General features: G+C 40.9%; 10 protein-coding genes. 3 read left to right on the top strand and 7 right to left on the bottom strand.

The features are described from left to right. Positions 1-22: 22 nt before the first annotated feature. The 5 genes from HMPREF0659_RS08260 to HMPREF0659_RS08240 all read right to left on the bottom strand — a co-directional run bounded on the left by HMPREF0659_RS08260 (position 23) and on the right by HMPREF0659_RS08240 (position 6,989). Positions 23-3,283 carry a TonB-dependent receptor gene (locus tag HMPREF0659_RS08260; protein ID WP_013265402.1) on the bottom strand — a complete coding sequence of 1,087 codons (3,261 nt, stop codon included), beginning with the start codon at positions 3,281-3,283 and terminating at the stop codon, positions 23-25. A 382-nt stretch (positions 3,284-3,665) separates the two neighbouring features. Then, positions 3,666-4,400, bottom strand: coding sequence for an RsmE family RNA methyltransferase (locus HMPREF0659_RS08255; protein WP_013265667.1), 735 nt, complete (start codon positions 4,398-4,400; stop codon positions 3,666-3,668). 78 nt (positions 4,401-4,478) lie between these two features. Then, positions 4,479-5,027 (bottom strand): bifunctional nuclease domain-containing protein, encoded by a 549-nt coding sequence (locus tag HMPREF0659_RS08250; protein WP_044046044.1) that lies wholly within the window; start codon positions 5,025-5,027, stop codon positions 4,479-4,481. A 28-nt stretch (positions 5,028-5,055) separates the two neighbouring features. Then, positions 5,056-6,318 carry an MFS transporter gene (locus tag HMPREF0659_RS08245; RefSeq protein WP_013265310.1) on the bottom strand — a complete coding sequence of 421 codons (1,263 nt, stop codon included), beginning with the start codon at positions 6,316-6,318 and terminating at the stop codon, positions 5,056-5,058. A 74-nt stretch (positions 6,319-6,392) separates the two neighbouring features. Then, positions 6,393-6,989 (bottom strand): DUF3256 family protein, encoded by a 597-nt coding sequence (locus HMPREF0659_RS08240; RefSeq protein ID WP_044046177.1) that lies wholly within the window; start codon positions 6,987-6,989, stop codon positions 6,393-6,395. 167 nt (positions 6,990-7,156) lie between these two features. Here HMPREF0659_RS08240 and HMPREF0659_RS08235 point away from each other — a divergent pair, with 167 nt between their 5' ends. Together HMPREF0659_RS08235 and HMPREF0659_RS08230 are read left to right on the top strand one after the other, a co-directional pair. Beyond that, positions 7,157-7,657: a zinc ribbon domain-containing protein gene (locus HMPREF0659_RS08235; RefSeq protein ID WP_013265458.1), complete on the top strand. Its 501-nt coding sequence runs from the start codon at positions 7,157-7,159 to the stop codon at positions 7,655-7,657. Beyond that, on the top strand, positions 7,657-7,980 hold the full coding sequence (locus HMPREF0659_RS08230) for a hypothetical protein (RefSeq protein ID WP_044046043.1): 324 nt from the start codon (positions 7,657-7,659) through the stop codon (positions 7,978-7,980). The genes HMPREF0659_RS08235 and HMPREF0659_RS08230 overlap by 1 nt, the downstream gene beginning before the upstream one ends. A 94-nt stretch (positions 7,981-8,074) precedes the next feature. Here the strand turns inward: HMPREF0659_RS08230 and tsaA are convergent, their stop codons facing one another. Next, positions 8,075-8,737: a tRNA (N6-threonylcarbamoyladenosine(37)-N6)-methyltransferase TrmO gene (tsaA, locus tag HMPREF0659_RS08225; protein ID WP_013265404.1), complete on the bottom strand. Its 663-nt coding sequence runs from the start codon at positions 8,735-8,737 to the stop codon at positions 8,075-8,077. Between the two features lie 85 nt (positions 8,738-8,822). On the opposite strand from tsaA, the gene HMPREF0659_RS08220 reads away from it, so the two are divergent. Beyond that, positions 8,823-10,817 carry an OPT family oligopeptide transporter gene (locus HMPREF0659_RS08220; protein WP_013265590.1) on the top strand — a complete coding sequence of 665 codons (1,995 nt, stop codon included), beginning with the start codon at positions 8,823-8,825 and terminating at the stop codon, positions 10,815-10,817. A gap of 478 nt (positions 10,818-11,295) precedes the next feature. Here HMPREF0659_RS08220 and HMPREF0659_RS08215 read toward each other — a convergent pair whose 3' ends face one another. Further along, positions 11,296-11,940: a helix-turn-helix transcriptional regulator gene (locus HMPREF0659_RS08215; protein WP_013265756.1), complete on the bottom strand. Its 645-nt coding sequence runs from the start codon at positions 11,938-11,940 to the stop codon at positions 11,296-11,298. Position 11,941: the final 1 nt, after the last annotated feature.

Raw genomic sequence — 11,941 nt, 5'->3', positions numbered from 1 at the left:
TTATATTGTTTTATCTTACATCTTAGAATGTGTAACGCAAGCCGAGCTGACCACGCCAACGGCTATAGTAATCGCTATAGTTACGTGTTGCATAACCACCAGTGAACTGGTAACGACCATTTCTCTGATAGTTAACTGGGCTATAGTAAACACCGAAACCATCACCATAGGTATGACCCCAGTTCTTATTCAGCATGTTACCAGCATTGATGATATCGAAGCTCAACTCAAGAGAATTAATCTGACCACCCACCTTGAAGCTATACTTCTGTGCGAAGTGAACATCGAAGTGATGTTCGAAAGCGAGGTTATCAGCATAACGCTTGTAGAATTCACCACGATGATTCTTCATGTAAGAGTCATTGCCAATCCAATGCTTCATCATTGCACGCTGCATATCAGCAGTCAACTTAGGTGCAGTAAAGTTATCACCAAAGACTGTTTTCGTAAGTGCATTAGCAGAGAAGTTAGTCTCTTCAAACTGCATCTTATCAATCTGAGCATCTGTTGGGATAAAGAAGAGGTCGTTACCATTTGCGCCATCTTCGTTAACATCACCATAATAATAGATACTATATGGAGAGCCACTCTTAGCCTGATAGATAAGACCTACAGTAGTCTGCCACTGCTTCTGTGCACCATAGTTTATGTGATAGTAAGCAGAAGCCTGAATACGGTGAGGAATATTGTAAGCAGAATAGCCCAACTCTGGGTCGTTAGGGTTACGATAAGTATAATTATATCTCCAGTTACTCTCTGCAACAGATGAGCTACCATTATTTACACTCATAGCCTTTGTCCAAGTATAACTTGCCATCAAGTCAAGTCCGAAGTCGAAATGCTTCTCAGCCTTCAAGCTCAAGTTCATTGTATAACCCTTTGAAGTATTGCTGAGTTTATAAACATTTGTATAAGGACTTCCTGCAGTTACCTTAGAGAAAAGTGGACGATTGTCTTCTACTGGAGCACCTGCACTACCATAGACTTCACCAAAGGTCTTACCAGTCTGCTCGTAAGCAAGATTCTCATAAAGGATATCATTCAATGTCTTTGAGTAGATAGCCTCGGCTGTCCAGTTGATACCTAACACATTAAAGTCAAAACCAAGGTTGAAACGAAGGTTCTGTGCATACTTGAAGTTACGATCGTAAACATTGATAGTCTGACTTCCTAATGCCTTTAACTTATTAGCATTTGCCTCCTGCCCATTAGGGTCAAGCAACAAATCCAAGCCTGTTGGAGAGTTAACATTGAATGATGAAATCTGAATACCAGTATTTGCATAGTTGTTACTAATCCAAACAAATGGTATACGACCAGTGAACACGCCAGCACCACCACGGAGAATAAATCTGCGATCTTTCTTGATATCCCAACGGAAACCTACACGTGGGCTAAAAAGAGGACTACTTGCCAAACGCTGATTAGTCTTAACATTCCAACCCTTTGTCTCTGCATACTGAGCAAATGGCTCATTTGCCGTAGGGGTATCCATGATAATTGGAATATCCATACGCAAACCATAAGTCAACTGGAAGTTTGTGGTTGCATCCCACTTATCCTGTGCATAGAAACTCAACTGAGCCGCACCGAATGAAGATTCCCAACGTGGGTTACCTGTTACGTCAACATTTGCATGACCATAACGATACAAGTTAATGTATGACTTCTTTGGATCGATAGTTCCATTAACATAATCATTGTAGTAGCTTACGAAAGAATCATAGTTCTTGAAGGTATAACTACCAAAGAGATCCTGAAGGAAGAGATTTGTAAACTTATACAATTCGTTGTGAGTACCGAATGTAAAGGTATGATTACCCTTATACCAAGTCAAGTTATCTTCCAATGTATAGATGTCCTGATCCAAGCGGTTAGCCATAGAAGAACGGTCAATACCTAAGTTTACTGCACCACCACCGACGTTATTGATAGTAACATTAGGATATTCACCAGAGATAGCACGATTGTCTCTTACACGTACATAGCTTGCACGAGCCTCATTAGCAACAGAAGGAGAGATACGACTCTGCAACTCTGCAATGAATGAATTGGTAGTACTTTCAAATGGGAAAGCATAGCTACTACCATTAACAGCTGTTCGTGAACCAGCATTATTCAACTGAACTGCATCAACAAGACTCCAACGAAGAGAGGCTTTATTGGTCTCATTGATATTCCAGTCGAGCTTCAAACCTACCTTATTACTCTTTGTATAAATATCACTGTTAGAAAGTGCTGTTGGGAAGTTTACACCTTGACGATTAGCGATATCAGCAATCTTAACCAAGATATCATTTGCCTTTGCAGCATCAACAGCTGACTGCTCAGAGCCTAAAGTATAAAGGTTTGGATAGGTTTTGTTGGTTTTTTCATAGTTTGCAAAGAAGAATAACTTATCTTTGATAATCGGACCACCCAAGGTTACACCGATATTATACTCTTGCTGTTTGTTGAACTTTGGAGCATAACCACCATCTGCGAGAGGATATTTTGATCCAACCAAGTTCTGATTGTTACCAAAGCCATAAACACTACCGTGGAAATTATTGGTACCACTCTTTGTAATAGCATTGATAGCACCACCAGTAAAACCACCTTGACGAACGTCGAAAGGAGCAACGTTCACCTGAATCTGCTCAATAGTCTCCATTGATACTGGCTGCGCACCGGCTCTACCACCATTCGTTCCATCACCAGAAAGACCGAACACGTCATTGTTGGCAGCACCGTCAATCATGAAAGAGTTATAACGGTTACTGGTACCTGCAAAAGACATTGCACCACTATTTGTTGTTGTCAACTGTGGATTAAGTCGAGCTACATCAGCAATACCATGTGTGATACTTGGCATATCAGCAATCTGCTTAGAGTTGATACTCTGTGCAGCACCTGTCTTGGTTGCATTGACACCTGCACTACCCTTTACAACAACTTCTTGAAGTTCCTTGGTGTCGTCTTGAAGAGAACAAGAGAGATCTTCCGTCTCACCCAGACGAAGTGTTACATTATCAAAAGTCTTTGTCTTCTGACCAATGTAAGCTATGGTCACCTTGTAAGGACCACCGACGCGCATACCTTGAATAGTGTAACGGCCATCGATGTTCGTCACAGCACGGTAAACAGTTCCTGAAGGTTGGTGGGTCGCTGTAATGGTAGCACCAATAACATCTTCACCCTGAGATACAACCTTACCGCTGATTCCAGAAGTTGTAACCTGTGCCATGACAGTAGTTGTCATTGCAAGCAACAACGTAATCAAGAAAAGTAATCTTTTCTGCATAGTTTAGCTAAAAAATTTAATATAAATAATAACGTTATTTAAATGTATGCTGCAAAATTAAGCATTTTTTTTGATACAAACACGGGAGAACAATGAAAAAAAAATAATTCTATTGCACTCGATAAACTTTTTATCATATAACTTGATTATTAGTGTTCTATTACCTATTATTTGTCTTGTTGCATTTCAACTAATGTCCATAAAGGACGATTCTATCCATTATTTGCTGTCGTATTGATGCTCCGCACATCATGTGCGGAGGCTTAGCACACATTGTGCGAAGGCTTAACACCATTGGTGCGGAATATGATAATTGCCATTACACATATCTATTTTTAGAAGTCTTCACCATCTATTCAAACTTTATACACACAAAAACAGCTTACACTCTACGTGCAAGCTGCGACATCATAACGGCACTAAGTCCTGCGGTCTCTGTACGTAAACGGCTGTTACCCAATGTAACACTCTCAAAACCATGCTCCAAAGCAAAACTTACTTCATCAATAGAGAAGTCGCCTTCTGGACCTACCAATACGGTAATATCCTCTGCAGAAGAAGGCTGTTCTTCCTGTGAAATAGCGGTAAAGAAGTCTGCGCGTGAAATCTCTGGATAACAATGACAGATAAACTTCCGCCCATTGTTGGAACAATTTTCTATGAAACGACGAAAAGGTGTCATCGGATTTACAACAGGTTTCCAGCCCTTACGACTTTGCTTTACTGCAGAAATGACAATCTTTTCTATACGATCAACACGCAAAGTCTTACGCTCAGAGAACTTACAATCTAAGAAGCTGATTTCGTCAAAGCCTACTTCAGTAGCCTTTTCTGTCATCCATTCTATACGCCCCATATCTTTTGTTGGAGCAATAGCAAGATGAATCTTTCCACGCCAAACAGGTTCTTGTTTCAGCGTTTCTTTAATAGTATAAAGGCACTTCTTCGATGATACCAGTGCTACTTCCGCTTTATAAAAGCAGCCTTCACCATCCATAAGGAACATTTCGTCGCCTTCCTTTAACCGAAGTACACGTATTGCATGAACTGCTTCCTCAGCTGGCAACTCCGTTTCTACGGCTGCATTAGGGACATAAAAGTATCTTGCTTCTTTCATTCTTTAGTTTTATAACATCGTCTTCTTTAAAAAGAATGTTCTATATAGCAATTCGGTATTCTTGATTAGCTTTCGTAATCAAGGTTCCTTTGCCCTATTCTTCATTTCATCTCTAAGCATAGAAGCAAGTTCATAATTCTCATCTTCTATAGCTTTCTCCAAGGCATGATGCAACATCTCAAAGCTTAAAGCATTTAAAGGTAATGCCATTTTGTTCTGGCTTACACTGCTATCAACACTCTGACGCTTGAATAGATGCTCTTCCATAAAGATGTTCAACTTTGCCACATGTGCCAATAAGATTGCATCAGAAGCACGTATAGGGGTAAGCGTTAAGTCATCTTTATTTACCAAAAGAGCCTTATATTGTCCATCAACAATAGAATTAAAGAGTATCTCATAGTGCTCACTTGTCATCATTGGATTCACACTACAAAGCACTTCCGGCAACAATCTTTCTGTAACAGACTTCTCGCCTGTTCGCAAACCAAGTTCATACTCCATATGTTTATCACACACAATAGCAATCTGCCTTGTGTGTGCAAGATCAGACAGGACGAGGAGTCCTAACTCTGGACCTCCTACTATCTGTGAGACACCTTCATATATAAGTTGAACTTTACTCATTAATTCTATACGATTTATCAGTATGCAATTATGCTTTCTTTGGTCGGAAGATAATAGCAAACAAGACACCTACAACAAAGGCATAGCCTGCGAAGATGAACCAACAAGATTGCCAATCACCTACTGTCAACGTGTCTGAACCCACTGTCTGTGGATGTGTATAGGCATTTACAATAGCTTGAGCTGCCAATGTTCCTACTGTTGCACCAACACCATTGGTCATCAACATGAACAAACCTTGTGCAGAAGAACGAAGAGCGGGCTCCGTACTATTATCAACAAAGAGTGAACCAGAGATATTGAAGAAGTCGAAGGCTACTCCATAGACAATCATTGAAAGTACAAACATCAAGATACCTGGGAAGCCTGGATTACCAACTCCAAACAAGCCAAAGCGCAATACCCATGCAAACATAGCTATCAACATCACATTCTTAATACCATAATGACGCATAAAGAATGGAATCAGAAGGATACAACAAGTCTCGCTAACCTGTGAAAGACTAATCAAAATATTAGCATGCTGTACTCCGAAAGAGTTTACAAACTCTGGTTGAGCACCAAAACTAAAGAGGAATGGATTGGCAAAGCTATTGGTAATCTGAAGACTTACACCCAATAACATTGAGAAGATAAAGAAGATTGCCATCTTCTTCTCCTTGAATAAGGCAAAAGCACGTAAGCCAAAGGCGTCCACAAAACTCTTCTGTTCTGTGCCTTTATTAACTGCACACTTAGGTAATGTAAAGGTATAAAAGAAGAGGATGATACTTACCACACCAGAAGTAATAAACTGATTCTGATTGCTTTGGAAGCCTAAGAGGTCTACCAACCACATGGTAAGGATAAAACCAATCGTACCGAACACGCGGATAGGTGGGAAGGCTTTCACCGTATCCATACCCGCATCACTCAAAGCACTATAAGCAACAGAGTTTGAGAGAGCCAATGTTGGCATATAGAAGGCAACAGAAAGCGAATAAAGAGTGAAGATAGTAGAGAAGTCGGCATGGTCACCAACGCTCAAGCCATAGCCTGCTGTGGCAAACATAAACAAGCCTGCAAGTAGATGACAGAAGCCTAACAGACGCTGAGCAGGTACCCAACGGTCAGCAACAATACCCATCAAAGCAGGCATAAAGATTGACACTACACCTTGCATTGAGTAGAAATAGCCAATCTCAGGACCAATACCAATATTACCAAGATAGCGACCCATAGAGGTCAAATAAGCTCCCCACACTGCGAACTCCAAGAAGTTCATCAATGCCAAACGTACCTTCAAATTCATGCTATAAGCTATTATTTTATGAGCACAAAAGTACTGATTTTATCAGAAACTGCCAAATGTGCAATCGTTTTTTACTATCGAAAATCTTTTCCTGTCCAGTTAAGTACCTGCGGCTTTAATAACTCTGTGACACGCTTGACATCCTTCTTAGAAAGCAATGGATAGTTCCAACTTACTGACAATGAGTTGTTATCTGCTGACAATCGATATTCTTTTAGGCGAGGAAACATCAATGTTTTCAAATCAGCAAAGTCTTCATCGCTCATTGATTCGGGTTTTACAATATTTGCTTTATAGTCTACAACTACCTCTTTAGGTTGCCATTGTAGGTTGAAAAGACTCAACTTACTCTCTGCAGCAGGTGCCATCCATGTCTGAACTAAAGCCAACGTGTTATTATCCAACAGCTTGATTTCCAATCGTGTTGCCTCGTTTGCCTTCAATAAAAGATAGTTATTGGTCATGCGTTCAATCCGAACAGAATCGCCGAAAGTACTCAAGACGGCTGGTTCTGCCTTCATTTCAACATAGTCAGCCAGCTCTGTACGCTGGCTCTTGCTCAAATAAGGTAGTATACTATCAGGCATTTCTATCCATACCTCACGCAGACTTTGGGCAGAAACACCCAACCAACAAGTAAGGAAACATATAATTATCAATATCTTTTTCATATCGAGAAACTCCTTCTTTTCTGTTTTTAAAATGATTATATCATCTCTTGAAAATCCCTGCAAAGATACAAAAAAGAAAGAAGAAACGAATAAAAAGGCAAATCGTTTTGTCATCTCTACCTTTTCTTTTACCTTTGCCGATAGAAATCAAAGCTAAAGAAAGAAATATGAAATGTCGTAATTGTAATAATGAGGTGAGTGAGAAGGATAAGAATTGTCCTTACTGCAATACTCCATTGAATAATAATGATACCGACAACGGACCAACCTTAGGGCGCGGTATGGTTGCTTTTATTATTCTTGGAACAATTTTCCTTGTTGCCTTCGGATTCTATTATTACGGTCAACATAAGAACGATCCAGAGTATACACAGACTGCTATTGAACCAGATTCAAACTTAGCAGACAACAATAAGGCTAAGTTCGACACAGTTGTTAAGGACACAACAGCCAACGATTCTACCCAGAAACAGGAAGAAGAACAGGCTGAGAAGGTATTCAACAGTATTCGTAGAAGTAATCGATCAAGTCGCAAGCGCAGTAGCAACGAGACTTCTTCAAGCAGTTCTGATAATCAGAACAGCACCTCCGAGCCTTCTTCTAATGAGCCACAACCTATTGCTCCATCGGTTTCCAAACCACGTGTTGAATCTATTGAAACTGATTAATGAAGATTATTCGGACGAAATATCTACCGCCCAAGAATTATGATGCTATCAACATTCTTGGGTTTCTTTTTGTTCATCCTGGCGTTAAACTAACGAAGGAGATAATCAATCATGAGCGTATTCATACACGACAAATGCTAGAAATGCTCATCATTCCCTTTTATTTATGGTATGTCATAGAATGGATTATACGCCTACCAATGACTGGTCGTGCCTACATGAACCTATCCTTTGAACGGGAAGCTTATGATAATATGAACAACCTTAATTATCTATCACATCGACGTCCCTTTGCTTGGATGCGGTATTTAAAGGGGAAATAACTGATTATTGAGATAATAACTTTATTGGGCTTATTAGTCTAATTGGGCTAATTGGGCTTATAAGGCTAATTAGCCCAATAAGCCAAATAGCTTCCTAACCAATCCCAACAACCTCTAACACATCCCCTTCAACCCTAAACTTCACATCCTTCCCAGCGAAAGCCATACCATAAACACGCGCTACATCATGTTGATATTGTGGGCGTGGATCTTGCGAAAGAACCTCCTTTAGGGCAGCAAGTTCCTCTGCATCAAACAACTTAGAATACTCTTCTGCAATAACAACAGACAATAATTTCCACTCTTTTTTATCGGTAAAACCACCTCTTGCTTCTGGGTGACTATCGACGTAAGAGATATAAGGTTTTACATCATAAATAGGTGTACCGTCCATCAAATCAGCCCCAACAACTTCAATCACTCGATCCACTATTCGTTTAATACGGACAGAAGACAGCCCAAGACCATTTGGACGAAAGGGCGATCGTGTGGCAAACACGCCTAAACGTTCATTCCCACCCAACCGTGGAGGACGAACAGTCAGTTTGCCCTCATCAGTAGATTTATTCGCAGAAAAGCCCCAAATTAACCACAGATAATCAAAGTCTTCCAGTCCACGCAATGCCTCCTCACGTTGGTATTGAGGCTCAAACACAATCTTACCCACCAGATTGTCAGCCAGTCCACTTTGCCGAGGAATACCAAACTTTGACGTCAAGGGAGAACGGAAAAAAGCAATAGGTCTAATCTCTTTCATACTGACAAAGATAATATTTTATGCTGAATTGGTACAAGATAAATGATTTTTATTTATCTTTGCAAGCAAATAATACTATTAAACAATGGAAAATAACCAGAATCAAAACATTGACCTTCCTGAGAATGCCTTTAGGGAGTTGAAAGATGGCGAAGAGTATAAGCCAGTCATGTCTCCACAAGAGACGTATCGTGAAGTAAGCCCATGGTCTATCACTTGGGGTATTCTCATGGCAGTTCTCTTCTCTGCTGCCGCAGCTTATCTTGGTTTGAAAGTTGGACAGGTATTTGAGGCTGCTATCCCAATTGCCATTATTGCTATTGGAGTATCATCTGCCACAAAGCGTAAGAACGCATTAGGCGAGAATGTCATTATCCAGAGTATCGGAGCTTGTTCAGGTGCTGTTGTTGCGGGAGGTATCTTCGTTATGCCAGCTATCTACATGCTTGAGTTAGAAGCCGACTTCTTCAATATCTTCATTGCAGCTGCTTTAGGCGGTGTCTTGGGTATTCTCTTTTTGATTCCTTTCCGTAAATACTTTGTTAAGGATCAGCATGGTAAATATCCTTTCCCTGAAGCAACGGCTACCACACAGGTACTCGTGAGTGGCGAGAAAGGTGGAAGTCAGGCAAAACCTCTTCTTCTCGCTGGTCTTATAGGTGGACTCTATGACTTCACAGTTGCCACTTTTGGATGGTGGAATGAGAATGTAACGAGTCGTATGATTGGCTTTGGTGAGACGATAGCAGACAAAGCTAAACTCGTTTTCAAGGTTAATACAGGTGCAGCCGTCCTCGGTCTTGGTTATATCATCGGTCTGAAATACGCCTTCATCATCTGTGTTGGTTCGCTGACAGTATGGTGGCTTATCGTACCAGGTATGGCACTCATCTTCCCAGACACCGTACTGAACCAGTGGGACCCATCAATCACTACAGCCGTAGGACAGATGGCACCAGAAGTTATCTTTAAGTCATACGCTCGTTCAATCGGTATCGGTGGCATTGCGATGTCAGGTATCATCGGTATCATCAAGTCATGGGGTATTATCAAGAGTGCGGTTGGTTTGGCTGCACGCGAGATGAAAGGTAAAGGCAGTGGACAGGAAGAAATCCTCCGTACACAGCGTGATATTTCCTTTAAGATTATTGCTTTCGGAAGTATTGCCACCCTCATCATTACTTTCCTGTTCTTCTATTTTGGTGTGATGGACTTCAACCTGCTGCATGCAGTTGTGGGTATTCTTCTCGTTGCAATCATAGCCTTCCTATTCACAACAGTTGCAGCAAATGCCATTGCGATTGTAGGAAGCAACCCTGTATCAGGTATGACATTGATGACCCTCATCCTTGCGTCTGTCGTTATGGTGGCAGTAGGACTGAAGGGTAACGCTGGTATGTTGGCAGCTCTATTGATGGGTGGCGTTGTTTGTACAGCCCTTTCTATGGCTGGTTCATTCATCACCGACTTAAAGATTGGCTATTGGCTCGGCACAACTCCTAAGAAGCAGGAAACATGGAAGTTCCTTGGCACGATTATCTCTGCTGCAACTGTAGCGGGTGTGATGATTGTTTTGGATAAGACTTATGGCTTCAACTCTGGCAAGTTGGCTGCACCACAGGCAAACGCAATGGCAGCTGTTATCAAACCATTGATGAGTGGACAAGGTGCGCCTTGGGTTCTCTATGGCATTGGTGCAGTTATCGCACTCATCCTCGATCGTTGCAAGGTCCCTGCTTTAGCTTTCGCTTTGGGTATGTTCATTCCTTTAGAGTTGAATATTCCTCTCTTGGTGGGTGGCGCCGTAAACTGGTATGTAACCACTCGTTCTAAAGATGAAGCAGTCAACAAGGCACGTGGCGATAAGGGAACACTCTTAGCATCAGGCTTCATTGCTGGTGGTGCGCTGATGGGTGTCGTTTCTGCCCTACTGAAGTTTGGTGGTATCGAGTTCGATTACTCATCTTGGTGGGAGAATCATCTTTCAGAACTCCTCTCTCTCGTGGCTTACGCTGCTTTGATTCTCTACTTCATTCTTGCAACCAAACTTAGTAAAAAGGAGTTAGCAGACCAAAACTAAAATTATTTTTTCGGTCATAACACATACGAAAAGAGCCATATCAATTCACGCTAACAGTGTTTGATATGGCTCTTTCTGTTGCCATCAACCTACGTTGTAAGGAGTCTACAACATTATAAGGTGGCTTCAAGAAATACATCAATTCAAACCACATTGTAATAAAAAAGTCACTACTTAAAAATCAATAGATGCTTAATTGGGTTCGAAAAGACGCCCAATTGGCTTGCTAAAGATGCCCTTTAGCAACGTTACTAACGCCCTTTTGAAGTCCAATTAAGCACCTTTTACAATTCTATTTTATAACCATTTGATTTCAAGTCAGTTACAAACGCTACAAAAGAGGGCGTTTTTTAGGTAAAATTAGGGCAAATAGAGAAGCGTAAATGTAAATATATTTCACAACCCATGCACGTAAATTTTTATCCTTTTAAATCAAGAAAAGGAGGGTAAAGATGATTAGGGTTTAACAAGACAGACATTAAATATAATATTCTGCAGCATCTACTAATCCCGAACGCATCGCATAGCGGATAGCTTCATGAACATTATTCACACCCAACTTACGAAAGATATTCTTTCTATGTGTGTTGACCGTGTGGAAAGAAGAAAAACGTTTCTCAGCAATCTCACGTGTCGTAGCACCTAAAGCAATCTCCTTAAGAATCTCAGTCTCTGTTTTTGTCAACGCGACAATCTCCTTATCGGCTAACGCTGTAGGGGCTAAAATCATGTTAGTAGCGTGCTGACAAAGAAAACGTTGACCCTGCAACACATAGTCAAGGCATTGTTCTATTTCAGCCATCTTAGCATCCTTCATAAGCACACTAATCCGATTGCTTGCATTAACAAGGTGACGAATGAAGTCGACACTCAACTCCTCACTCCACAATATAAGATGAGCAAGCGGAAAACGCTGCCCAATATTCAGAAGGTCAGACTCACTGGAAATATCAAACAAGGTATAATCTAATATCACAACCGCTTCGGGACAATCGTTTAAAAGGAGAATCAACTCAGACTTATCCCTTGCCACTCGGCAAGATATATTATCCCTTTTAGAAAGCACATAAGCCATTCCAGCCTGTGTGATATCTTGATTATCTGCGATGATAATATTCTTCATG

The sequence above is a fragment of the Prevotella melaninogenica ATCC 25845 genome (assembly GCF_000144405.1).
In the GTDB taxonomy this organism is placed as follows: Bacteria; Bacteroidota; Bacteroidia; order Bacteroidales; family Bacteroidaceae; genus Prevotella; species Prevotella melaninogenica.
Note: the sequence above shows the minus strand (reverse complement) of the source record. Positions and strands in the feature narration are given on the sequence as shown.

Excerpts from the sequence above, each read along its gene's own strand:
- HMPREF0659_RS08220 (WP_013265590.1), top strand. The coding sequence starts at position 8,823 with ATGGAAAATAACCAGAATCAAAACATTGACCTTCCTGAGAATGCCTTT.
- HMPREF0659_RS08230 (WP_044046043.1), top strand. The coding sequence starts at position 7,657 with ATGAAGATTATTCGGACGAAATATCTACCGCCCAAGAATTATGATGCT.
- HMPREF0659_RS08245 (WP_013265310.1), bottom strand. The coding sequence starts at position 6,318 with ATGAATTTGAAGGTACGTTTGGCATTGATGAACTTCTTGGAGTTCGCA.
- HMPREF0659_RS08240 (WP_044046177.1), bottom strand. The coding sequence starts at position 6,989 with ATGAAAAAGATATTGATAATTATATGTTTCCTTACTTGTTGGTTGGGT.
- HMPREF0659_RS08250 (WP_044046044.1), bottom strand. The coding sequence starts at position 5,027 with ATGAGTAAAGTTCAACTTATATATGAAGGTGTCTCACAGATAGTAGGA.
- HMPREF0659_RS08215 (WP_013265756.1), bottom strand. The coding sequence starts at position 11,940 with ATGAAGAATATTATCATCGCAGATAATCAAGATATCACACAGGCTGGA.
- HMPREF0659_RS08260 (WP_013265402.1), bottom strand. The coding sequence starts at position 3,283 with ATGCAGAAAAGATTACTTTTCTTGATTACGTTGTTGCTTGCAATGACA.
- HMPREF0659_RS08235 (WP_013265458.1), top strand. The coding sequence starts at position 7,157 with ATGAAATGTCGTAATTGTAATAATGAGGTGAGTGAGAAGGATAAGAAT.
- HMPREF0659_RS08255 (WP_013265667.1), bottom strand. The coding sequence starts at position 4,400 with ATGAAAGAAGCAAGATACTTTTATGTCCCTAATGCAGCCGTAGAAACG.
- tsaA (WP_013265404.1), bottom strand. The coding sequence starts at position 8,737 with ATGAAAGAGATTAGACCTATTGCTTTTTTCCGTTCTCCCTTGACGTCA.